Here is a 22,912-nt window from a genome sequence, read left to right as displayed (position 1 = left end):
GAGGGAATATATAGGATGGAGTGTTGAAATGATCCCTAAACTAGATGAATATAAAGAACGTTGGCATATTACAAGTGATCCAGCAATCAAACCAGGATTAGATGCGATGCACATAGCATTAGAATTGGTTGGAAATCCACAAAATAATTTACCTGTCATCCATTTAGCAGGAACGAATGGGAAAGGCTCAACAAGTAGCTTTATCCAACATATTGCTAAATCTCATGGATTAAAAACAGCCACTTTTATGTCTCCATGCATTGAGGATGTCCATGACCAAATACAACTGAATGAAAAGCCCATCGAACCAAAAGAATTGGATACAATCTTCAAAATTATGAGTGATGCAGGTCTTGATGGTAAACTAACAGACTTCGAATTACTAACAGTTGCTGCATACATTGCTTTTAGTCGATTTGCCCCAGATATCGCCATTATTGAATGTGGCATGGGAGGGCGCTTCGATTGTACAAATGTAATGACACCGATTGTCTCTGTAGTACCGAGTATTTCATTAGAACATACAAACTTTTTAGGTGATACATTAGTGGAAATTGCTTACCATAAAGCAGGTATTGTCAAAAAAGAACGACCAATCGTAATTGGTGCTCTTCCAAATGAAGCTTTGGTTGTTTTCGAAGAAGAAGCAGCAAAACAGCATGCACCACTTTATGTTTTTGGAAAAGACTTTTCGGTTGAAACTGAAGGGGAGTATGAAAAATACATTAGCAAAGATTTCGAGTTTACTCATTTACAACGCATCATGCCAGGTATTCATCAAAGAAGTAATATGGCCCTTGCGATTACTGTCTTTACCTTATTTGCCAAGTACCAAGGAATCCAAATAGAAAATGAGCTTCTTCAAAATGGTGTTCATGCTGCACATCTTGCTGGCCGATTTGAAAAACTTGCACCAAATCTATATGTTGATGGAGCACATAATCCTGCTAGCGCAAAAGCACTTGTAGAAACGATTAAAGAAGAATTTACAGGACAAAAGATTCACTTTGTAATTGGAATGTTAAAAGATAAGGATGTAGCAGGAGTTTTAAGGCTATTAGAAGAAGTAAGTACAAGTTTCACATTTGTTGATGTTGATAATGAGAGAGCAATGTCTGCAGGGGAAATGCGTGACTTAAGTCATGGCGAAGATAAACAGATTTCCAAAGGGAATATTGTTAATATAATCAGTGAAAAACTAGACGGGACAAGCATTGTGGTTATGACAGGTTCACTCTATCTTTTGGCTAAATGGAGGAAAACACTATTGGCAAGGTTCAAATAACCTAAATATTTGTATTGAAATGGAAAAGTGGTCTGGTATAATTTACATTATAAAATCTAAAGGGGAGGGGGAAATTAGGATGAAAAAGTCATTTGCGTTTCAAATGATGATCTTTATCGCGTGGATTGTATTTATGCCAATAAGCATATATACAGTTTATCGTGCATTTCCACCTCCAACGGATATCGATTGGTCACTGTTAATAGGATTCACTGTTTTAGGGCTTTTAACATCTACTTATCCAGTAGTCATAAATGGTACGCCATTTTTCCTTCTTCAATGGGTAAGTCTTGCGGTTTTTTTAAAGTTTGGGTTATATATAGAAATTATCGTTTTCCAAATTTCTATAATACCATTTCTTTACCGATTAAAGCTCACACGCCAAAGTTTGTATCGGATTCCTTGGAATTCAATGATGTTTTTCCTTATATCTTTCTTCAGTGGTTATATCTATTTAAAATTTGGAGGCAATATTCATTCATTAGATCATTTGCATATTATTGGATATGGATTGCTTTATATTGTGATCAATATTATTGCGAATCAAGTATTTTTACAGCTTAGCGCACTTTTACTAGGTAACAAATTACCTTTGTTTACAATTGATGATGCATGGGATTATGTGATTGGTTGCTTTGCACTTCCAATGGGACTTAGCTTATATATATTGGGAGAGTATGCAGGGGTCATTTCTATTGTGTTATTAGGAATTCCATTTTACATGATGACGCAATTATTACAGCTTTATAGTATATCAAGTAAGATTAACAAAGAACTTTCAGAAGCTGCCCATTTTGGCCATCAATTAGCAGATCAGTTGGAATCTGAAGAAACACTTGATTTGTTTATGGAACGAATTCCTAAAATGGTTGAGATTGATGGACTTTATATGATAGATCGAAGAAAACAAACAGGTTCGTTATCTGTATTGCGTGCTTACGAGAACGGACAAGAAATTTTAAAAAATGTAACGCATAAAGAACTAAGTGAAAGTTTACTGAAACATACATTATTGACAGAAGAAAAAGTAATATTTAGCAAACGTTCAGAATGGCTTTTACCATCCAGGAATTATTTGCTGCCGGATTCGCAAAGTGTATTAGTTTTACCTCTATCAAGAAATCAGTACATGGAAGGCGTTCTATTATTAACGTCTAAGAAGAAAAATTTCTTTAAAGAATACCAGGTGAAGATGCTTGAACTCATATGCTCTTATTTTGCAGTTTCATTAGAGAAGGCAAGGTACGTTGAAAAAACTAGACATAGCAGTGAACGCTGTGGGCTAACCGGCTTATATAATTATCGCTATTTTGATGAATATCTAACGAAGATGATGCAGGATTTAAAAAATCACAATATTTCAAATCTATCATTAATTATGCTGGATATTGATTATTTTAAAAGAATAAACGATAGTTATGGTCACCAAAGTGGAAATGATATTTTATGTGGAATCGCAGACACTTTACGAAGAGAGATTGGCGGACAAGGTACACTTGCAAGATATGGGGGAGAAGAATTTGTCATTCTCCTACCAAACTATTCAAAAGACGCAGCACTTAATATCGCAGAACACTTACGCCAAACCATCGAAGCACAGCCATTTGAAATATCACCAGACTTGATGGAAAACGTCAATCACCTAGTCGTTCGTGTAACTGCAAGTATAGGCGTATCCTCCGCATTCGAAGACACAGACGAAGGCACCACATTACTCCGAAACGCAGATCATGCGATGTATATTGGAGCGAAGCAACAGGGGAGAAACCGGGTTGCTGGGTTTTGACGGAATAAGGATGAAAAAAGCAGGGGAAATCCCTGCTTTTTTATTTTTCAATTATTGAATCTGTTGAAATTACAGTATATAGTAATTCCCCTTGTCATTCTCCTAATGGATTTCCTGTTTCAACAACTTCGATGGGCACATTTTCTGAACGATTCACTTCTGATGGAGTACCATTACCAGTAAAAGATTTTGCCATAACTACTCCGTAAATAGGATGGTTACCATTAATAAAAATATCTGCATTAGGAGTGAATATAACTTGTGGAATTTCATTACTTCAGGTAAAAGCTATTCTTGGATAGATATTCCTTTAAATCTAGATATATTATCAACAGTCAAACTATTATTTTCAGCATCTAGTTATCGATAAGTAACCTTTTGCATCACTGTAGTTGTTGTTCTTATAATAATCAAATAATTAGGATACATTTCTTTCTGAAGATTTTTTATTGAACTATTTGAATCAATATTAATTTTACTTCCTACATAAATTCTCAATGTACCTTTTCCTATAGTTATTATGTTGGCTTTTTTAGATTTATATCAATCAATAGGGTTTTTTTCGTTATTATCAGCATCTATCGTATGTCTGTTTCTGCAATAGATAAAAAAGAAATCATAGAATTTTAAAGGAAATTGAGACTTTACCCCGAATTATGCGTATTGACTCTGTTTCTTATGCAACCCCAAATACAGAAGTAACAGGTTCATCTACAGATACCAAAGAAGATCAATTGCAAGCGACAATTCAACTTACAACCTTCTATTATGTCGGTCAATTGGATGATCAAAACAATAAGTAAAGTGGAACTTCAATTAGTGGTGCTTTTCCACTGATTGTTAGTTTAACCAATCGGGCTTTTATGGGCAGTTAACCCAAGATTAGACTTAAGGTGGGGTATACTGCCCGTTATAGCGGGGTAAAGAGGGATAAAAGATGGAAATTGTCTATGCAGTGTTTTTTATGATATTTGGTTTAGTATTTGGCTCTTTTTTTAATGTAGTAGGGTTACGTGTGCCAAAAGGTGCCACCTTCACATTGTGATGGATGTAAAAGAAGATTAACGGCAATCGATTTAGTGCCGGTCCTTTCCTATATTTTCTTAGGAGGGAAATGTCGTACATGCGGTGCGAAAATAGGATTCTTCCATCCATTAATGGAACTATTAACAGGAATTTTATTTACTTTAGCATATACTCATTTCGGATTTACTCCAGAATTAGCAGTTGCATTACTATTTATCTCACTACTGGTGATTATTACTGTTTCGGATATTGCATATATGCTTATACCAGATAAAGTGCTATTGCCATTTGCGGTTATGCTTATTGTATGTCGTGTTTTATCTCCACTAGATCCTTGGTGGGATGCGCTTGTTGGAGCAACTGTTGGATTTGGTATTTTGTTTGTTATTGCCTTTGTGTCGAAAGGTGGTATGGGTGGTGGCGATATTAAGCTATTTTTCGTCATTGGTCTTGTACTGGGTTTTAAGTTGACAATTGTGGCTTTGTTTATGTCTGCAGTAATCGGACTCGTAGCAGGTGTAGTACAACTTATGTGGCAAAAAAAGGGGAGTAAGCAACCAATCCCATTTGGACCATGGATTGCTGTAGGAAGCGTGGTGACGTATTTTTATGGGCAAGAGATACTCGAATGGTATACTAATTTGTTATTTTAAATAGAAAACTTTTTAAGGCAAGGCGACATCAGTCTTGTCTTTTTTTATGTCTATTCTGCTAGGGTATTGAATAGGGGTGATGTCATGAAATTTAATAGTAGAAAAAAACAAGAACAAACACATTTTATGTTAGCGGCCGTTTTTCATGGCGTATTGATAGGTGCTGCAGGGGTACTACTATTTTTCTTTATCTTGCAGACAGTTGAAAAGAGATCAGCGCAACCTGATGAACAAACATTATCTTCCAGTACGTCACAAAGTACAAAAGAAACTAGTAAACCAGTAAAATTCTATGCAGTTCAATACGGTGTTTATTCTTCATCACAAGCAGCGTCGGATTTTCTAGCAGGTCATCCTGAATATGAAAATGTTGCGATTGTACAAGCAGGAAAGCAATTCTATTTATGGAGTGCTGTAGGGAATAGTGAAAAGAAGATCAAATCCATCGTAACCAAAGATGCCTTTGTAAAGCCATTTACGCTATCTGGAGCAACTTGTGAAGAAAAAGGACTTAAAAATATACCACAATTACTGGAAGTTAGCAAAGTTGCAAAATTAAATTTTAGCAAATCTACTAAAGAACAAGCCACTCCAGCTGATTGGAAGGCGAATGTTACTGCTATGACAAAGGCTTCCAATAATTTAGAGGTGGTAAAATTACAACTTTTAGCGCGTTATGTCTCGCAAAATGATTGCTTAGAAATTAAATTTTGATCGTTAAAATAGATGTAAAAAAGAATTTTGTTTATTTTTGGTTATTTCCCTAAATTTTACTTTTCTATTATGATGGCTAAAAAGGAGGTATGATGGAATGTCAATACGATCAAACAAAGACATTATTTTACTTAATCCACAGGGGAATTGTGAAGAGTTATTTGGAAAACTACAACTACCTTTTTCAGTCATCTACCAAAATGTACCAATGGATTATGCACTGCCTACTAATCCCTTTGAATTTGCTAATAGTTCCGTAGTTGTAAAGCTATTACGTATGCAAAAACCACATGCATCATTATGCTATATGAATGTTAAACGTGTTGTAAGTTTAAAAGGGGAGATAATACGTTTACCTCGTACTAGAAATGAAGCAATATCTTATTTTAAGAGATTATCAAATAACAAACATAAAGTGACAACAGCAGTAGGAATTCGCTATGAGGACCAGCTTTCATCTTTTGTTGTTCAGTCTGATGTGACGATGCATCGTTTATCAGAAAAAATAATTGCTCAATATGTCGAAACAGGGGAACCTTTTGAGCAAGATGTTGGTTATAATATAATGGGAGTTGGACAAAATTTAGTGAAGAAGATTGATGGAAGCAAATATAATGTCGCAGGACTTCCTTTAGATGTACTTAGAACTTTTTTGACGGATAAGAAAATTATTGCTGTTGAAAAGGGGGAACAAGTACATGGTAACTAATGTTGAAGCATCACTCATGATTCGTGATGTACATCAAGATGATAGACCTAGAGAAAGACTGAAGCGACAAGGCGCAGATAGTTTATCAAATCAAGAGTTGATCGCGATATTACTCCGGACAGGCACGAAGCAAGAATCTGTTCTTCATGTAGCAAATCGTGTATTAACCCATTTTGAACAGCTTCACGAATTAAAGAATGCAACAATCGAAGAAATTATGGATATTAAAGGTATTGGTGAAGCAAAGGCCATCCAGCTGTTGGCGTCTATTGAATTAGGAAGACGTTTACACAAAAAAAGGGCTGATGAACGTTTCACAATTCGTTCACCACAAGATGCCGCGACGTTTTTAATGCCAGATATGTCTTCTTTATTGCAAGAAAACTTTGTGACGCTTTTCTTAAATGTCAAAAACCAAATTATCCATCAGCAAACGATTTTTATTGGGAGTTTAAATGCTTCAATTGTACATCCCCGTGAAATTTTTCGTGAAGCTGTAAAACGATCAGCCGCCTCGATTATTTGTGCCCATAATCATCCATCTGGTAATCCTTCTCCAAGTCCTGAAGATATCGACGTGACTAAGCGTCTTCAAGAAGCAGGTTTAATCATTGGAATAGAGCTATTAGACCATGTCATTATCGGAGATCATCAATTTATAAGTTTAAAAGAGAAAGGGTATATGTAGTACTGTAATTTTTTACTCTTTTCCGTTATAATGAAACTTATGATTTTATGACAGCTACGAAAGTTATGGCTAAAAGAGAAAGGAAGAACAAAATAGTGTTTGGATTAGGTGGAAAAGATGTCGGGATTGACCTCGGCACAGCAAATACATTGGTATTTTTGAAAGGTAAAGGAATCGTACTCAGAGAACCTTCTGTAGTTGCGAAAAATACACAATCTGGTGATATCGTTGCAGTAGGTAACGATGCTAAAAAAATGATTGGTCGTACACCAGGCTCAATCGTGGCGATCCGCCCGATGAAAGATGGTGTTATTGCAGATTTCGATATTACAACTGCAATGATTAAATATTATATGGAAGAAGCTATGAAGGCTTCTGGTGGTAACTGGAAAAAGCCAAATGTAATGATTTGTGTACCTTATGGTATTACATCAGTAGAACAACGTGCCGTAATTGATGCTTCTCGTCAAGCAGGTGCAAAAGAAGCATATACAATTGAAGAACCATTTGCAGCGGCTATCGGTGCAAATCTACCAGTTTGGGAACCAACAGGTAGTATGGTAGTTGATATAGGTGGCGGTACATCTGAGGTTGCTGTTATTTCTTTAGGTGGTATTGTAACAAGTGAATCTGTACGTGTCGGTGGAGATGCAATGGATTCAGCAATTATTGCTTATATTCGTAAAACTTACAACTTAACAATCGGTGAACGTACATCTGAAACAATTAAAATCGAAATTGGTTCAGCAAGCACTGAGGGTGAAGTGGAAAGAATGGAAATCCGCGGTCGTGATTTAGTGACAGGACTTCCAAAAACAATTGAAATTTCATCTGTTGAAATCGTAGATGCATTGAAAGAATCAATTTCAGCGATTATCGATGGCGTGAAAAAAACATTAGAACAAACTCCTCCAGAATTATCTGCTGACGTAATGGAACGCGGTATTGTATTAACTGGCGGTGGTGCTTTACTTAAAAACTTGGACAAAGTAATTAGTGACGAAACAAATATGCCTGTATTTATCGCAGAAAACCCATTAGATTGTGTTGCTATTGGTACTGGTATGGCTCTAGACCACATCGATTTAATACGTCGTCATCAAACAAAATAAGGGGGATTAGACAATGCCACAGTTTTTCTCGAATAAGCGATTGATATTGCTGCTTGTCGGCGTAATCTTCTTAGTGGCATTGATTAGCTTTTCCTTACGCGATCGTCAAAACGCATCACTTCCTGAACAAATAATCAAAGACACTGTCGGCTTTGGACAATCAATCGTTGCTAAACCGGCAAGCTATTTTACAGGATTCATCAGTAATATAGATTCACTAATTAACACCTATGATGAAAACAAACGTTTAAAATCGCGCTTGGAAGAATTTGGAACTCTACAAGCTAAAGTCAATGAATTGAAAGTTGAAAATGACAAGTTAAAAGATTTAGTTGGTAAAAAAGATGATTTACGTAACTTTGATCCAATTCAAGCAAATGTTATCGCACGTAACCCTGACCAATGGGAAGAAAAACTCATTTTGAATCAGGGTTCTATAAGCGGTGTGAAAGTCAATATGGCTGTTCTAACTTCTAAAGGTTTAGTTGGTAAAATTGTGCAAACGACGCCTTATACTTCTCAAGTTGAATTATTATCAACTAATAATACAAATTACAGAGTATCTGCGGCAGTTGCGACAAAAAAATCAGAAGCATTTGGCTTGATCGAAGGTTTTGATGCAAAACGTGGCGAGTTGCTTCTAAAACGAATCGACTCAAGTTTACCCGTTAAAAAAGGCGATAAAGTTACTACTTCTGGCTTAGGTGGCATATTCCCTAAAGGTATACTAATCGGTGAAATTACGGAAGTTTCTACAGATGACTATGGTTTAACAAAACTAGCATATGTAAAACCTGCAGCTGATTTCTCTATGTTAGATCATGTTGTTATTGCTAAACGTCAATCCATCTCGGTTGATGGTTCTGATGGTAATAATACCAATAATACAATTACTACAGGCACAGGAGCGGGGAACTAATGGCGAGATTTTTAATTCCTTTTGTTGCTGTTATACTGTTTTTTGTAGAAACAGAGTTTTCCCTTTATTCGCCAATTGAGTGGCATGGTCATCTATATTACTTAGTACCTAGATTCCTAATCTTGTACTTAATCTTCTTGTCTATTTATTATGATCGCAAACGTGCGATGTTGTATGGATTAATATTTGGGGTATTGTATGATATTTTCTATATTGATATTATTGGATTATATACATTCTTGTACCCATTTATTTGTTTTATTGCAGGTTCTACAGTAAAATATATCCATCAACATCTAGCTATAACAACAATTCTTTCGTTGGTGCTTGTAGCGCTATTAGAGATAGTTTTACATCAATTTTTCTTATTGATTTCTTTTACTTCAGTTCCATTTACCGAGTTTTTAAATCAACGACTCATACCAACTATGATTGCAAACTCTATCTATTTAATCATGCTAGGGTGGACGTTTAAGTATTTGATAGAAGCTCGTCTCTTAAAGAAAGCGAATCAATCAACGTTATAGCAGAGAAGCGTGAGGTGAAGCATTTGACAACTAAGCAACTAGTCTTAATTAAGGGTACAAAAGATGGACTTGTGCTACAGCTAGATGATCAATGCGCTTACTCTGATTTATTGGATGAATTAAAGCGTAAAGTCACTGAAGATGGTCTAGAAGGACAAGCAGAAGTAACAATACACGTAGGTAACCGCTATTGTAGTCAAGAGCAGTTAAAGGAAATTCTTCATATCGTACAACATTCCAAACATCTAAAAGTTTCAAAGATTAAAAGTGATGTTATTACAATAGAAGAATGCAACCAAAAGCTTTTGAAAAACCAATCTGCAACTTACATAGGTATTGTACGTTCTGGACAAGAATTAAAAGCTGAAGGCGATCTCATTGTTATTGGTGATGTAAATCCCAATGGCAAGGTGATTGCTGGAGGCAGTATTTATGTTATGGGTCGTTTGAAGGGGATTGCACATGCCGGTGTAGATGGAAATCGTGAATGTGTAATTGCTGCTTCATGGTTAGAAGCTACACATCTTATGATTGCTGATTTAATGGAATTGATGACCAATGAGGTGACAATTCTAGCGGAAAGACCTGAAATGGAATGTGCTTATATCCACTCAAACGGTCATATTGCCATAGACCGTTTACAGGATTTACGTAATTTAAGACCAAATTTATCGACATTTAAGGGAGGAAGCTAATGTGGGTGAAGCTATAGTAATTACTTCTGGTAAAGGTGGAGTAGGGAAAACAACTACTACTGCTAATTTAGGTACTGCATTGGCCCTTCAAAACAAAAAGGTATGCTTAATCGATACAGATATCGGTTTGCGTAACCTAGATGTAATTTTAGGTTTAGAAAACCGTATTATCTATGACTTAGTAGACACTGTTGAAGGGCGTTGTAAAGTCCAACAGGCTTTAGTAAAAGATAAACGATTTGATGATCTACTGTTCTTATTGCCTGCTGCTCAAACGTCGGATAAGAATGCTGTGACTCCACAGCAAATGGCGACGTTAGTTGAAGAATTAAAACTTGATTTTGACTATGTTTTAATTGATTGCCCTGCAGGAATTGAGCAAGGCTATAAAAACGCTGTTGCTGGTGCTGACAGAGCGATTGTTGTTACGACGCCTGAAATTTCAGCAGTACGTGATGCTGATCGCATTATTGGACTATTAGAACTGGAAGAAATCGAACCACCTAAATTAATTATCAATCGTATTCGTCCTCAATTGATGAAAAGTGGGGATGCACTAGATGTAAATGAAATTACGACACATTTATCGATTGATTTATTGGGTATTATTCCAGACGATGAACAAGTAATTCGCTCTTCTAACAAAGGAGAACCGATTGTAATGGAGCCATCTACACAAGCTGCTATTGCATATCGTAATATCGTTCGTCGTATATTAGGTGAATCTGTACCACTTATGTCATTGGAAAATGAACATAAAGGTGTTTTCGCAAAAATTAAATCCTTGTTTGCTAAATAAATGTTTGGCTACATAGCAAAAGAGTCTCTAGAGAATTTAGGGGCTCTTTTTTTAGTATGTTCTTTCGTTTATCCATGAATTTGAACCATTTATCCGTGATTTTCATAGATTTACCCGCGATTTTTGGGGTCATATCCGCGTTCTTGATTTGAGAGTGAAGCTGTCTAGATTATTGTACTGATTATTCTCCTTGCCTCATAAACTAATAGAAAATGGGATTTTGAGGTGGGTAGATAATGAATAAATGGAAATTTACTGTCGTAATTGCAGTAATGTTATTTACCGTAATAGCATTAGAAAAAAAGCAAATACTAAAAACTGATGTCACTGACTATGTGCTATCCAATGATGATTTACTTGTTCTTACAAATTGGACAAAGCAAGTATTTCACGAAGAAGAAAAGGTGGCGGTAATGGCACCTGTTGCTGACTCTCATATCGGAGAATATAATACCATGCAAACATTTTCGGACGGTGTGTTATTATCTTACGATGAGCCACTAACGATTTATGCGAAGCATGATGGTTTTGTTATTTTTACAGGGCATACAAAATCACTTGGTAAAACAATGACGATTACATATGATACAGGAGAACGTGTAACATATGGTTTTCTAAAATCTCTAGACTATTTGCCATATACGTCTATTAAGGAAGGAGAACCTTTGGCTTCGATGAAGTCAGGTACATTCTATTTACAAGTAGAGCGAAGAGGTACCATTTTAGATTCCGGATCATTAAAGGACTGGCTTAAGTGATGGGGAAGTTGAAGCTTCATCCCACACTTTTACCATTGATTGTATGGTTAATCATCACAGGGCAGTTTTCTAATTATGCGCTACTATTCATTTCTTTATGCTGGCATGAATGTGGGCATTTAGTTGCAGCCTATATCCTTGGTGTAAAAGTGAAATCATGCATCATTATGCCATATGGTGGTGAAATTTTATATGAAACGAAATGGCAGATCACCAAAAGTCAACAATTCAAGATCGCTATTGCTGGACCAATCGCGACATTATTGTTATTCGGTATAGCGTTTTTTTTTCCGGGAAATTTAAGTGGCCCGTTACAAACTATTCAGGTTTTATTGCTATTGATCAACTTATTACCAATCTGGCCTTTAGACGGAGGAAGGATCTTAGAAATAGTGTGGAGTGAGAAAAAGTCACTACAAGCTACTAAGACTTCTTTTTTACTATTATCTATGTCATGCTGTCTAACCTGTTTTATTTTGGCCATATGGTATATACCGCGTTCAATGTTTTTTATGTTAATTCTCATTTTACTTTTTTATCAGAATATCAAGGCTTTCCGCTACCGAAAATACGAACAAGCTTTTGAAAACGTTGTGTTAAATAGGTTGACGTCATAGTTTTAGTATGGTACTATTTCTAATGTTATGTAGCACCCGTGCTACAACCGCACTGAAAAGGTTATTAAGCATCTATGTGATCACCTATTGAGGGCGAGTCTGAGTCTAATTGAGGAGGTGCAGTTATGTACGCAATTATTGAAACTGGTGGTAAACAAGTTAAAGTAGAAGCTGGCCAAGCAATCTACGTTGAAAAAATCAACGCTGAAGCTGGTGAAACAGTTACTTTTGACAAAGTTCTTTTCGTTGGTGGCGAAGATGTTAAAGTTGGAGCTCCTTTCGTTGAAGGCGCAACAGTTACAGCTAAAGTTGAAAAACAAGGCCGTGCGAAAAAAGTTGTTGTTTTCAAATTAAAAGCTAAAAAGAACTACCGTCGTAAACAAGGTCACCGTCAACCATACACTAAAGTAGTTATTGAAGCTATCAACGCTTAATAGTGGGGTGATACGATGATCACTGTTGAAATTCAAAGCGATGAAAACCGCAAATCTTATGGATTTGAAATTTCAGGTCATGCCTATTCAGGAGACCCTGGTTACGATTTAGTATGTGCAGGCGCATCTGCTATTGCCTTTGGTACTGTCAATGCGATTGGACAAATTCTACAATTACAACCAGGTATCGAGCAGGGCGAGAACGGAGGATTTTTATCCTGTGTGATCGACCAAGCCGATCTTGACATTGAAACTGATGCAAAACTGCAAATTATTCTTCAAACAATGGTAACCCAGTATTATACGATGGTTGCTAGTTATGGAGATTTTATCGAATTAAAATATAAAATGATCTAGGAGGTGGAACATATGTTACTAGTATCTTTAGATTTACAATTCTTCTCTTCTAAAAAAGGTGTAGGTTCTACTAAGAACGGTCGTGATTCTCAAGCAAAACGTTTAGGTGCTAAACGTGCTGATGGTCAATTCGTAACTGGTGGCTCAATTTTATACCGTCAACGCGGTACTAAAATTTACCCAGGAGAAAACGTAGGTCGCGGTGGTGACGATACTTTATTCGCAAAAGTTGATGGCGTTGTTAAATTCGAACGCTACGGCCGCGATAAACGTAAAGTCAGCGTGTACCCTGTTGCTCAAGAAGCATAATGAAAAGTCAAAAGGACTGCATTCATTGCAGTCCTTTTTCTTTCTAAAGAATTCCTAAAATCATTTAGTAAGCTTAGTTCAAAATCGGCTTTCGCTACATTTTGCGGAAGCCGAATTTTTTCTAATAGAAGAAAAATTTTTTGAAAGTTGGTATACTGTAAGATGAACATCTCATCGAAGGAGAGTGAACCATGATGAACGATAAAACACTCACCGTAAATGAAGTGCTACGTTTTGCAAACCATGATTTTTTAAATCAACTTCAACTAATTAAAATCAATCTTGATCTAGGTAGAACTGAAGCAGCAAAAGCATCTATTGAAGAAATTGCTGATCAATGTAAAACCTTTTTCAATATCAATAAATTAGGTTTACCTAAAACAATTGAATGGATCCATACATTAGGGTGGCGTTGCCCAAACTTCAATGTTACGATTCAGAGTATGATTGAACATGAAGTAGATGAGGGAGTAGATGAAGTGATTTATGAATATTTAGATCAATCTGTTTCGCACATCTATCCATCATTAGATCCGTTTGTTGAGCAGCAACTTTCATTGCAAATCTATTCAACAGAAAAGCAATTTGAGATTTCGTTTCAAGCAAAAGGTCAGTGGAACCAAAAAGAAATTTTCAATCAATCAATGGAACATCCATTTTTAACGATTGATGAGGATCAATATTCAGAACAAGAATGGCACTACGCCATTGTAAGTAAGAAGGAGGGTTTTTAATGTTTGTCGACCACGTAAAAGTTTATGTTAAAGGTGGAGATGGCGGCAATGGTATGGTAGCCTTCCGTCGTGAAAAATTTGTACCAAATGGTGGTCCAGCGGGTGGTGACGGTGGCCATGGTGGCGATGTAGTATTCGTAGTAGACGAAGGCTTACGTACACTGATGGATTTCCGTTATAAACGCCATTTCAAAGCTGATCGCGGTGAACATGGTATGAGTAAAAACCAACATGGTAAAAAAGCAGAACCTTTTTATGTTTCTGTGCCACCTGGTACGGTTGTGACCGAAGAAGGAACTGACCGTGTCATTGCAGATTTAGTAGAACATGGTCAAAAAGCGGTCATCGCAAAAGGCGGTCGTGGAGGTCGTGGTAATTCGCGTTTTGCTACACCTGCAAATCCTGCGCCAGAACTTTCAGAAAAAGGGGAGCCAGGACAAGAACTTAATGTTATATTAGAATTAAAAGTATTAGCAGATGTAGGTCTAGTCGGATTCCCGAGTGTAGGGAAATCCACATTACTATCTGTTGTTACATCTGCAAAGCCTAAGATTGGTGCCTATCACTTTACAACAATCGTACCCAATTTAGGGATGGTTCGTATTGATGATGGCCGAAGCTTTGCTATGGCTGACCTTCCAGGGCTTATTGAAGGCGCATCTGAAGGTGTTGGCCTAGGACATCAATTCCTACGTCATATCGAACGTACACGCGTAATTGTTCATGTGATTGATATGTCTGGTATGGAAGGTCGCGATCCATACGAAGATTATTTAACAATCAATAAAGAATTAGAACAATATAATATGCGACTTACAGAACGTCCACAAATAATTGTAGCCAATAAAATGGACATGCCTGATGCTGAAGAGAACTTAAACGTATTTAGAGACCAAATCGGTGAAGATGCTCAAATCTTCCCAATCTCAGCAATTTCACGTCAAGGTTTAAAAGAAATGCTATTTGCAGCTGCAGACTTATTGGAAGAAACACCAGAATTCCCACTTCATGAAATTGAAGATGAAGAAACAGATGCAACTGTTCTATATAAACATGAAGCAAAAGGCGAAGATTTTGTTATTAGTCGTGCCGATGATGGTGCCTATGTATTAACAGGATATACAATCGAACGTCTATTCAAAATGACGGACTTTAGCCGTGAAGAATCAGTTCGACGTTTCGCACGTCAATTACGTGGCATGGGTGTCGATGAAGCATTACGAGAACGAGGCGCCGAAAATGGTGATACCGTTCGTTTATTAGAATTTGAGTTTGATTTTGTAGAGTAGTATTCAGGGGGGAAAAAGATGAAAAATGTAGCAGATCAACGCTATTATTTAGTACGCGAAGATGTCTTAACAGATGCCATGCAAAAAACATTAGAAGCGAAGCACTTGTTGCAAACAGGTGCTGTCACTTCAATTTGGGATGCTGTTAAACAGGTCGATTTATCAAGAAGTGCGTTTTATAAGTATCGAGATGCTGTTTTCCCCTTTCACTCTATTGTACAAGAACGTATTTTAACAGTTTTTCTACAGCTGGAGGACCGCAAAGGAACACTAGCTCGACTTCTATCCACAGTTACAGATACACATTGTAATGTCTTGACAATCCATCAAACGATTCCGATTCAAGGCCGTGCTAATGTTACGCTTTCATTAGATGTTACAGCTATGGATGTGGAGTTGGACGAGTTAATTCAAAGTCTCAAAAAATTAGACTTCGTAGAATCAGCAGAGGTAATTAGTTCAGGCGCATTATAAGGGGGCTTTATCAAATTGGCATCCAAAGAATTGGAAAATCGAGTGGCTTTTTTAGGCCCAGAAGGTACATTTACACATGTAGCAGCACAAGAATTATTTCGGGACGAATGGATCATTCCGTATAAAACAATTCCAGAATGTATTGAAGCTGTGGCTGAAGGTCAAGTAGATTTAGCCATTGTTCCATTAGAAAACGCTTTAGAGGGCACTGTTCCACTAACTATTGACTATTTATTTCATGAGGTCGATTTATATGTCATAGGAGAAGTACTATCACCAATTGAGCAACATTTGATGGTACATAAAAAGCAAGTAGAGAATTGGGAGAACATCCAAGGAGTCTATTCGCATCCGCATGCTTTAGCACAATGTCATAAATACTTGTATTACCGTTTTAGAGGTATTCCATTACATCAAACAACATCTACTGCTGCAGCTGCACAGTTTGTTTTCGAGCATCCTGATGAGTGTATTGCGGCAATCGGTAACACGGCAGCAGCTAAAACCTATGACTTAGAAATTGTCCAACCCCAAATTCACGATTTCCATTTTAACCATACGCGTTTCTTTGTTCTTTCTAGAAGCAACCAACGTATTGATCTTGTAGAACGTGAAGAACAAATCAAAACAACGCTGATGGTAAAATTGCCAAATGATCGCTCAGGTGCATTACATCAAATATTATCTGTTTTCGCTTGGCGTCAAATTAATTTAAGTAAAATTGAATCTCGGCCTTTAAAAACAGGTTTAGGTGATTATTTCTTTATATTGGATTTGTTAGAGGATGAAAATACGCCAATGATGAAAGGTGCAATGGAGGAACTTGCTGCATTAGGTTGCTCTGTGAAATCATTGGGAAGCTATTTTACATACAAGCAACATTCCAAGGAAGAAATAAAAAAAGTGTCCAAATGAGTTGGACACTTTTTTTTGCGTAAAAATTAATCTTTTTTAAGGAGATACCCTTTTTCTATTAATAATTTTTCGGCTAAATCGAGTTGAGCTTCAGTTGGAGCTGAAATGGTATGCAGATGTGCACCATCTGTTAAAGCCATCAATGGACTTGCGTTTGTTTCTTGCAACTTTTTCATAAATTGTTGAACGTCATATCGATTTTTTACCATAATATTGGCTGTTATTTCGCCATAAACAGGGTGTTCGACGGTGACGTCTTTTACCGTAATTCCTGCATCCACCAATGTATTTAATTCCTCTTCTGTTTGATCTGATGTATGGTAAGCAGCGATTTGTCGTTCGAAAATTTGTACGCTAGCTTTTTGATTAAAAAATATATAACCTTGACTCGTTGCAACAATCGGTTCATTTCGCGCTTTTAGTAAGGCGATATCATTGACGATTACTTGTCTAGAAACATTCGTTCTTTGTGCAAATTCAGTACCTGTAATGGCCTTACCTTCTGTTTTTAATAAATCTAATAAAAACGCTCTACGTTCTTCACCAAGTAATTTTTTCATAAATAACACCCCAAAATCCAAGCATAAATAGTACTTCTACATACATAGTGTAACATGAAAGGCGTAAACAAATAAGATTCGAGTGTCCAAATAACGATGCTTTTCATATTGTATAGAGACGGAAGGAGGAAAAGCGTGCGCGTTCATACTGTCAAAAAGGGCGAAACACTCTGGAAAATTGCAAGACAATACGGTATTTCTTTCGAGGATATGAAAAGATTAAACGTCCATTTAGCAAATCCTGATTACATCGTTCCAGGGATGGAATTATTTTTGCCTGATGCGCCAAAAAAAGAACAGCCTAAGAAAACACCAATAGAGCATCAACCAGCGCATCCAAAAGCACAGCAACCACCAGTTCATCAAGTACATCCTAAGGAACAACCAGTACACCATGTGCAACCACAAGAACAACCGAGGATGGCACCAAAGGAGCATTCAAACACGCATTCAAAAGAACATCATTCAAAGGAGCATTCAATGACGCATCCAAAAGAACATCATCAAAAGGAGCATTCAATGACGCATCCAAAAGAACATCACCTAAAAGAGCATCCAAGAGAACATCACCCAAAAGAGCACCCAATCGCACATCCCAAAGAGCAACCGAGGGTAATACCGAAGGAGCATCCAATTGCACATCCAAAAGAACAGCCGAGGATAATACCGAAGGAATATCCAATTGCACAGCCGGTGCAGCCACCAGTAGCACCGCCGGTACCTATCCCTGTCCCTATCCCAATTGTGGAACCAACGCCAATACCACATGTACATCCATTTGAAGAAGCCCGCCCCGTCAGAGCGAGAATTGAAATGATCGAACAACATGAGGAGGAATTCATTATTCAACCGCAAAAAGAATATCAACAACCTGCTTGCGCACCATGTCCACAGCCAGTGCCGATACCGATGCCAATACCGATGCCAATGCCAATGCCATGTCCACAGGTTGTTTCACCAAAACACCATTGCGAATGCGGGTGCCATCATATGGAACCAAAACACCATTGCGGATGTGGGAGCCATCATATGAAACCAAAACACCATTGTGGATGCGGAGGCCATCACATGACACCGCAACACCATTGCGGATGCGGGGGGCATCATCATATGGTATCACCGTGGTCAGGACAAATGGCACCACAACATCATTGCGGATGCGGAGGCCATCATATGGTATCACCGTGGTCAGGACAAATGGCGCCGATGCAAGAGTCGTGGATGGGACAAATGGGTGGGCCAATGCAAGAGCCATGGATGGGACAAATGGGTGGGCCAATGCAAGAGTCGTGGACGGGACCAATGACAGGGCCAATGACGGGACCAATGACGGGACCAATGACGGGACCAATGACGGGACCGATGATGGGACCAATGACGGGACCGATGATGGGACCGATGATGGGACCAATGACGGGACCGATGATGGGACCGATGATGGGACCGATGACGGGACCGATGATGGAATCAATGACACCGCCACATTGGCAAATGCCAGAATCTACAAGAGAATGTGAATCATCATCTTTATACGAACAACAAGGACCTCACCAAAATGTAGAACCTTGGTATCATATGCCAGCAATGCAGCATCCACAGTTTAATGAACCACAATGGAATTATGGACCACAAATGCCGTTTCATCCAATGATGCATCACCAAATGATGGGGCAAGAACATTGTTGTTGCTCACAATTCCCACCAGCTCACCATTGGCCACAACCACAACCATACCCTATGCCAAACTTCCCGCAAGCAGGATGTGAGTCTTGTTAGGTGATCAATTTCGATTTAAAAAGGAAGATTAAATCGAATGTCTGGCATTGTCAGTTAAAAAAAGAAGAATTTGTAGTGAAAAAATATGATAATCCATTGGTTGCCAAAAAGGTTAAAGCAATACATGAAAAACTTGCTGACATGCAATTCCCACATACGTTATCAAAAGTTACGTTAGAAGATCAAAATATACTTATACAACCATGGATAAAAAATGCTAGGTCGTTTAGTTATCAATCAAGAATTGACCGTACAAACTCCCTAGAACTTTTACATCAGCTACATCAAACTGGAAAAAAAGTAGACTGGTCAAAAGATGAATATCTTTTACCACCGTATGATTTGCGTCTAAAATGGCAAGAAAGATTGCAAAAATTCATCATGCATTATGCACAAGTATCTGTATATCTTGGTGCAGACAACTGTAATCAGCTCATTTTATATGCGCAGGAAGCATTAAAAGGCTTTAATCAAATAGAACCTTTACAGAGTACAAAGACATTACTTCATGGAGATGTAGTGCATCATAATTTTTTGAAAGACTCTAAAGGGAAGAATATTTTGATTGACTTTGATCTTGCTGCTTATGGACACCCAGAGGAAGAGTTTATTATGTGGATGCATCGTGTATTGCCACATGTGAATTATAACTTGAGTACATTGCTGAATGAGCAACCTTTACTAAAACGAATACCACTTACTTATTTACAAACACTGCGTTTTCCAAATGAAATATTGCGTGAATGGATGTATGTAAAAACGGTTACTAATGAAAAACAGCAAGCGTTTGTGGAGGAATTAATACGCTTTACGGAAGTGGCACTCTCTTCTTGGTCAAAATTATGGTATGATTGTGGTAGGTGGAAATAGAATACATGTTTGCCTTTTGAGATAGGCCTCGATTATGGCCTATCTTTTTTCACTGTAATAGCAGGTTCGCATATCATCACTTATTTAAAATTATGCTATAATCGATAGCGTTGAACAAAAGGAGCAATGGTCATGTACGACTACATAATGGGAACTGTTACGCGTGTAACACCAGAATATATTGTGTTAGAGCAACAAGGGATTGGGTGGCAATTATATACTCCAAATCCATTTGCTTTTCAAGTAAGTAAGGAACAAGTAAAAGTCTTTACACATTTACATGTGCGTGAAGATGCAAATCTATTATTTGCCTTTAAAACATTAGAACAACGAGAATTATTTCGTAAGCTAATTCAAGTATCAGGGATTGGACCAAAGGGAGCACTAGCCATTTTAGCGAGCGGTGATCCAAGTCAAGTAATCTCTGCAATTGAGCAAGAGGATGAAAAATTCTTAGTGAAATTCCCTGGTGTCGGCAAAAAAACAGCGCGCCAAATGATTCTAGATTTAAAAGGAAAATTGGACAGCTTACTTGAAAATATTGAATTACCAAGTGCAGAAGATGAATTACCACTATTTGGTGTAAATCCGAACAAGCATGAACTTGAAGAAGCCCTTTTGGCACTTGCAGCACTTGGCTATTCTGAACGTGAATTGACAAAGATCCGTCCTCAATTGGATGAAAACGACCGTTTAATAACGACTGAGGATTATATGAAGCAAGCGTTAAAGCTTTTATTAAAACAACAATAGTAGAAAGGAGGTAGTAGCTGTGGATGATCGTGTCGTATCAGGCGAGGCAACAAAGGACGATGATCAGTTTGAGCTATCATTAAGACCTCAAACCCTTATACAATATATAGGGCAACAAAAGGTTAAAGATAATTTAAAAATCTTCATCGAAGCAGCTAAAATGCGCGAGGAAAGCCTTGATCATGTTTTACTTTATGGTCCCCCAGGTCTTGGGAAAACGACGCTTGCAGCTGTTATCGCTAATGAAATGGGCGTCAATATACGTATGACAAGTGGTCCTGCAATCGAGCGCCCAGGTGATTTAGCTGCGATTGTTAGTTCACTAGAGCCTGGAGACGTCTTATTTATCGATGAAATACATCGATTACCTAGAGCTATTGAAGAAGTTCTATATCCTGCAATGGAAGATTTCTGTTTAGATATTGTAGTAGGGAAAGGGCCACAAGCTCGTTCAGTCAGACTGGATTTACCTCCTTTTACATTAGTTGGTGCAACAACAAGAGCTGGAGCGCTATCTGCTCCACTAAGAGACCGATTTGGTGTATTATTACGTTTAGACTACTATGATGAATATTCATTGACTGAAATTGTTTGTAGAAGTGCAGAATTATTTGATGTCAGTACTGATAAAATTGCTGCAGGTGAAGTAGCTAGACGCTCTCGTGGAACACCTCGAATCGCCAATCGTCTGTTAAAACGGGTGCGTGATTATGCACAAGTAATTGGAGATGGCGATATCACGCTAAAATTAGCCCAAGATGCGTTACAACTACTTCAAGTTGATCCACTGGGTTTAGATCATATCGATCATAAATTGATTGAGAATATGATTGAACGGTTCCGTGGAGGTCCTGTAGGATTAGATACGATTGCTGCTAGTATTGGAGAAGAATCAATGACGATTGAAGATGTTTATGAGCCATACTTAATGCAAATAGGCTTTATCCAAAGAACTCCAAGAGGTCGTATTGTAACAGCACTTGCGTATGAACATTTTGGTTATGCATATCCATCAGAATCATAAATAATAGGCTAAGTTACATTTGGATTGAAATGGAGCTATCCATTAACATAGCCAAATAATAAAAAGGAAGTTTACAATGAAATTAGAAGACTTTGATTACTATTTACCAGAAGAATTAATTGCACAAGTACCGCTTGAAGATCGTGCATCTAGTCGACTTATGGTATTAGATCGCGAAACTGGTGAATTGTCACATCATCATTTCCGTGACATTTTAGGTGAAATACAAGAAGGTGACTGTTTAATTCTTAACAACACACGTGTATTACCAGCGCGTTTAATTGGTGTTAAAGAAGAAACTGGCGCTCATGTTGAAGTATTATTATTAAAACAAACAAGTGATGATGAATGGGAAACACTTGTAAAACCAGCAAAACGCGTGAAAGTCGGCACTGAAATTACATTCGGTGACGGACTACTAAAAGCAACTTGTACTGGTGAATTAGAACATGGTGGCCGGATGTTCAAATTTAATTACGAAGGAATCTTCATTGAGATTCTAGAAAAACTGGGTACAATGCCATTACCACCGTATATTCATGAAAAACTAGAAGACCAAGAACGCTACCAAACAGTGTATTCAAAAGAACTTGGTTCAGCTGCAGCACCAACAGCTGGTCTTCACTTCACAGAGGAATTATTAGATCAAATCCGTGCAAAAGGCGTAAAAGTAGCATTCTTAACTTTACACGTAGGCATCGGAACATTCCGCCCAGTAAGTGTAGAAAATATCGAAAAACATGATATGCATGCTGAATTCTATAATTTATCGAAAGAAACTGCACAGATTATAAATGATACGAAAGCAAATGGTGGTCGTGTAATTGCGGTAGGTACAACTTCTACACGTACTCTTGAAACAATTGCACATCGCAATAACGGTGAAATTGTTGCAGAATCTGGTTGGACTACTATCTTTATCTATCCAGGTTTTGAATACCAAGCAGTTGAAGGTATGGTAACAAACTTCCATTTACCAAAATCAACACTAGTTATGATGATCAGTGCACTTGCAGGTCGTGAAAATGTTTTGAATGCATATAAAGTTGCTGTAGAAAACAAATATCGTTTCTTCAGTTTCGGCGATGCAATGTTCATCCGACCAAAAGCAAAGAAAGGAAACTAATAT

At 37.5% G+C, this 22,912-nt stretch carries 26 protein-coding genes, 1 pseudogene and 1 other annotated feature; of the genes and pseudogenes, 26 read left to right on the top strand and 1 reads right to left on the bottom strand.

Annotated elements, in window-relative coordinates:
- Positions 1-28 precede the first annotated feature (28 nt).
- From ACIQ4I_RS10215 to pheA, 21 genes and pseudogenes are all read left to right on the top strand, one after another.
- A complete protein-coding gene (locus ACIQ4I_RS10215) occupies positions 29-1,285 on the top strand; it encodes a bifunctional folylpolyglutamate synthase/dihydrofolate synthase (RefSeq protein ID WP_403095875.1) in 1,257 nt (418 codons plus the stop codon).
- Between the two features lie 79 nt (positions 1,286-1,364).
- Positions 1,365-3,071: a sensor domain-containing diguanylate cyclase gene (locus tag ACIQ4I_RS10210; RefSeq protein WP_403095874.1), complete on the top strand. Its 1,707-nt coding sequence runs from the start codon at positions 1,365-1,367 to the stop codon at positions 3,069-3,071.
- Between the two features lie 656 nt (positions 3,072-3,727).
- Positions 3,728-3,874, top strand: a complete 147-nt coding sequence (locus tag ACIQ4I_RS10205) for a hypothetical protein (protein WP_403095873.1) — start codon at positions 3,728-3,730, stop codon at positions 3,872-3,874.
- A gap of 134 nt (positions 3,875-4,008) precedes the next feature.
- Positions 4,009-4,750, top strand: a pseudogene (locus tag ACIQ4I_RS10200) (prepilin peptidase).
- An 84-nt stretch (positions 4,751-4,834) separates the two neighbouring features.
- Positions 4,835-5,464, top strand: a complete 630-nt coding sequence (locus tag ACIQ4I_RS10195; RefSeq protein ID WP_403095872.1) for a hypothetical protein — start codon at positions 4,835-4,837, stop codon at positions 5,462-5,464.
- 97 nt (positions 5,465-5,561) lie between these two features.
- Positions 5,562-6,173, top strand: a complete 612-nt coding sequence (locus ACIQ4I_RS10190) for a Maf family protein (RefSeq protein ID WP_403095871.1) — start codon at positions 5,562-5,564, stop codon at positions 6,171-6,173.
- Positions 6,163-6,861, top strand: coding sequence for a RadC family protein (gene radC / locus ACIQ4I_RS10185; protein WP_403095870.1), 699 nt, complete (start codon positions 6,163-6,165; stop codon positions 6,859-6,861). The genes ACIQ4I_RS10190 and radC overlap by 11 nt, the downstream gene beginning before the upstream one ends.
- Before the next feature lie 95 nt (positions 6,862-6,956).
- On the top strand, positions 6,957-7,973 hold the full coding sequence (locus ACIQ4I_RS10180; protein ID WP_403095869.1) for a rod shape-determining protein: 1,017 nt from the start codon (positions 6,957-6,959) through the stop codon (positions 7,971-7,973).
- 13 nt (positions 7,974-7,986) lie between these two features.
- On the top strand, positions 7,987-8,892 hold the full coding sequence (gene mreC / locus ACIQ4I_RS10175) for a rod shape-determining protein MreC (protein ID WP_403095868.1): 906 nt from the start codon (positions 7,987-7,989) through the stop codon (positions 8,890-8,892).
- Positions 8,892-9,419 (top strand): rod shape-determining protein MreD, encoded by a 528-nt coding sequence (mreD, locus tag ACIQ4I_RS10170; protein WP_403095867.1) that lies wholly within the window; start codon positions 8,892-8,894, stop codon positions 9,417-9,419. Before mreC ends, mreD begins: the two co-directional genes overlap by 1 nt.
- A gap of 23 nt (positions 9,420-9,442) precedes the next feature.
- Positions 9,443-10,114 (top strand): septum site-determining protein MinC, encoded by a 672-nt coding sequence (gene minC / locus ACIQ4I_RS10165; protein WP_403095866.1) that lies wholly within the window; start codon positions 9,443-9,445, stop codon positions 10,112-10,114.
- 1 nt (position 10,115) lies between these two features.
- Positions 10,116-10,913, top strand: coding sequence for a septum site-determining protein MinD (gene minD, locus ACIQ4I_RS10160; protein WP_403095865.1), 798 nt, complete (start codon positions 10,116-10,118; stop codon positions 10,911-10,913).
- 236 nt (positions 10,914-11,149) lie between these two features.
- Positions 11,150-11,671, top strand: coding sequence for a peptidoglycan DD-metalloendopeptidase family protein (locus ACIQ4I_RS10155; RefSeq protein ID WP_403095864.1), 522 nt, complete (start codon positions 11,150-11,152; stop codon positions 11,669-11,671).
- A complete protein-coding gene (locus ACIQ4I_RS10150; protein WP_403095863.1) occupies positions 11,671-12,288 on the top strand; it encodes a site-2 protease family protein in 618 nt (205 codons plus the stop codon). Before ACIQ4I_RS10155 ends, ACIQ4I_RS10150 begins: the two co-directional genes overlap by 1 nt.
- 35 nt (positions 12,289-12,323) lie before the next feature.
- Positions 12,324-12,399: a sequence feature (ribosomal protein L21 leader region), on the top strand.
- Positions 12,400-12,413: 14 nt separating this feature from the next.
- Positions 12,414-12,722 carry a 50S ribosomal protein L21 gene (gene rplU, locus ACIQ4I_RS10145; RefSeq protein ID WP_397539458.1) on the top strand — a complete coding sequence of 103 codons (309 nt, stop codon included), beginning with the start codon at positions 12,414-12,416 and terminating at the stop codon, positions 12,720-12,722.
- Positions 12,723-12,737: 15 nt separating this feature from the next.
- Positions 12,738-13,079, top strand: a complete 342-nt coding sequence (locus ACIQ4I_RS10140; RefSeq protein WP_397539457.1) for a ribosomal-processing cysteine protease Prp — start codon at positions 12,738-12,740, stop codon at positions 13,077-13,079.
- A 12-nt stretch (positions 13,080-13,091) separates the two neighbouring features.
- Positions 13,092-13,388 (top strand): 50S ribosomal protein L27, encoded by a 297-nt coding sequence (gene rpmA, locus ACIQ4I_RS10135; RefSeq protein WP_397539456.1) that lies wholly within the window; start codon positions 13,092-13,094, stop codon positions 13,386-13,388.
- A 191-nt stretch (positions 13,389-13,579) separates the two neighbouring features.
- Complete coding sequence (locus ACIQ4I_RS10130; protein ID WP_403095862.1) at positions 13,580-14,122, top strand: Spo0B domain-containing protein; 543 nt, start codon at positions 13,580-13,582, stop codon at positions 14,120-14,122.
- Positions 14,122-15,411, top strand: coding sequence for a GTPase ObgE (gene obgE / locus ACIQ4I_RS10125; RefSeq protein WP_403095861.1), 1,290 nt, complete (start codon positions 14,122-14,124; stop codon positions 15,409-15,411). The genes ACIQ4I_RS10130 and obgE overlap by 1 nt, the downstream gene beginning before the upstream one ends.
- Before the next feature lie 18 nt (positions 15,412-15,429).
- The gene (locus ACIQ4I_RS10120) at positions 15,430-15,885 is read left to right on the top strand and encodes an ACT domain-containing protein (protein WP_397539453.1); all 456 of its coding nucleotides are present in this window, start codon (positions 15,430-15,432) and stop codon (positions 15,883-15,885) included.
- Between the two features lie 15 nt (positions 15,886-15,900).
- Positions 15,901-16,800, top strand: a complete 900-nt coding sequence (pheA, locus tag ACIQ4I_RS10115; protein WP_403095860.1) for a prephenate dehydratase — start codon at positions 15,901-15,903, stop codon at positions 16,798-16,800.
- 26 nt (positions 16,801-16,826) lie between these two features.
- On the opposite strand, the gene ACIQ4I_RS10110 is transcribed toward pheA, so the two are convergent.
- Positions 16,827-17,360, bottom strand: coding sequence for a transcription repressor NadR (locus ACIQ4I_RS10110; RefSeq protein WP_403095859.1), 534 nt, complete (start codon positions 17,358-17,360; stop codon positions 16,827-16,829).
- A 135-nt stretch (positions 17,361-17,495) separates the two neighbouring features.
- On the opposite strand from ACIQ4I_RS10110, the gene ACIQ4I_RS10105 reads away from it, so the two are divergent.
- The 5 genes from ACIQ4I_RS10105 to queA all read left to right on the top strand — a co-directional run bounded on the left by ACIQ4I_RS10105 (position 17,496) and on the right by queA (position 22,909).
- On the top strand, positions 17,496-19,136 hold the full coding sequence (locus tag ACIQ4I_RS10105) for a LysM peptidoglycan-binding domain-containing protein (RefSeq protein WP_403095858.1): 1,641 nt from the start codon (positions 17,496-17,498) through the stop codon (positions 19,134-19,136).
- Positions 19,137-20,006 (top strand): phosphotransferase, encoded by an 870-nt coding sequence (locus ACIQ4I_RS10100; RefSeq protein WP_403095857.1) that lies wholly within the window; start codon positions 19,137-19,139, stop codon positions 20,004-20,006.
- Positions 20,007-20,138: 132 nt separating this feature from the next.
- Positions 20,139-20,759 carry a Holliday junction branch migration protein RuvA gene (gene ruvA, locus ACIQ4I_RS10095; RefSeq protein ID WP_403095856.1) on the top strand — a complete coding sequence of 207 codons (621 nt, stop codon included), beginning with the start codon at positions 20,139-20,141 and terminating at the stop codon, positions 20,757-20,759.
- 19 nt (positions 20,760-20,778) lie between these two features.
- Entirely contained in the window at positions 20,779-21,783 is a 1,005-nt protein-coding gene (gene ruvB, locus ACIQ4I_RS10090; protein ID WP_397539447.1) for a Holliday junction branch migration DNA helicase RuvB, read from the top strand.
- Between the two features lie 76 nt (positions 21,784-21,859).
- Positions 21,860-22,909: a tRNA preQ1(34) S-adenosylmethionine ribosyltransferase-isomerase QueA gene (queA, locus tag ACIQ4I_RS10085; protein ID WP_403095855.1), complete on the top strand. Its 1,050-nt coding sequence runs from the start codon at positions 21,860-21,862 to the stop codon at positions 22,907-22,909.
- Positions 22,910-22,912 lie beyond the last annotated feature (3 nt).

The organism is Rummeliibacillus sp. NPDC094406 (assembly GCF_044763875.1).
Lineage (GTDB): Bacteria > Bacillota > Bacilli > Bacillales_A > Planococcaceae > Rummeliibacillus.
Note: the sequence above shows the minus strand (reverse complement) of the source record. Positions and strands in the feature narration are given on the sequence as shown.

Coding starts and splice junctions, on each gene's coding strand:
- ACIQ4I_RS10215 (WP_403095875.1), top strand. CDS start 29: ATGATCCCTAAACTAGATGAATATAAAGAACGTTGGCATATTACAAGT.
- ACIQ4I_RS10210 (WP_403095874.1), top strand. CDS start 1,365: ATGAAAAAGTCATTTGCGTTTCAAATGATGATCTTTATCGCGTGGATT.
- ACIQ4I_RS10205 (WP_403095873.1), top strand. CDS start 3,728: ATGCGTATTGACTCTGTTTCTTATGCAACCCCAAATACAGAAGTAACA.
- ACIQ4I_RS10195 (WP_403095872.1), top strand. CDS start 4,835: ATGAAATTTAATAGTAGAAAAAAACAAGAACAAACACATTTTATGTTA.
- ACIQ4I_RS10190 (WP_403095871.1), top strand. CDS start 5,562: ATGTCAATACGATCAAACAAAGACATTATTTTACTTAATCCACAGGGG.
- radC (WP_403095870.1), top strand. CDS start 6,163: ATGGTAACTAATGTTGAAGCATCACTCATGATTCGTGATGTACATCAA.
- mreC (WP_403095868.1), top strand. CDS start 7,987: ATGCCACAGTTTTTCTCGAATAAGCGATTGATATTGCTGCTTGTCGGC.
- mreD (WP_403095867.1), top strand. CDS start 8,892: ATGGCGAGATTTTTAATTCCTTTTGTTGCTGTTATACTGTTTTTTGTA.
- ACIQ4I_RS10155 (WP_403095864.1), top strand. CDS start 11,150: ATGAATAAATGGAAATTTACTGTCGTAATTGCAGTAATGTTATTTACC.
- ACIQ4I_RS10150 (WP_403095863.1), top strand. CDS start 11,671: ATGGGGAAGTTGAAGCTTCATCCCACACTTTTACCATTGATTGTATGG.
- rplU (WP_397539458.1), top strand. CDS start 12,414: ATGTACGCAATTATTGAAACTGGTGGTAAACAAGTTAAAGTAGAAGCT.
- ACIQ4I_RS10140 (WP_397539457.1), top strand. CDS start 12,738: ATGATCACTGTTGAAATTCAAAGCGATGAAAACCGCAAATCTTATGGA.
- rpmA (WP_397539456.1), top strand. CDS start 13,092: ATGTTACTAGTATCTTTAGATTTACAATTCTTCTCTTCTAAAAAAGGT.
- ACIQ4I_RS10130 (WP_403095862.1), top strand. CDS start 13,580: ATGATGAACGATAAAACACTCACCGTAAATGAAGTGCTACGTTTTGCA.
- obgE (WP_403095861.1), top strand. CDS start 14,122: ATGTTTGTCGACCACGTAAAAGTTTATGTTAAAGGTGGAGATGGCGGC.
- ACIQ4I_RS10120 (WP_397539453.1), top strand. CDS start 15,430: ATGAAAAATGTAGCAGATCAACGCTATTATTTAGTACGCGAAGATGTC.
- ACIQ4I_RS10110 (WP_403095859.1), bottom strand. CDS start 17,360: ATGAAAAAATTACTTGGTGAAGAACGTAGAGCGTTTTTATTAGATTTA.
- ruvA (WP_403095856.1), top strand. CDS start 20,139: ATGTACGACTACATAATGGGAACTGTTACGCGTGTAACACCAGAATAT.
- queA (WP_403095855.1), top strand. CDS start 21,860: ATGAAATTAGAAGACTTTGATTACTATTTACCAGAAGAATTAATTGCA.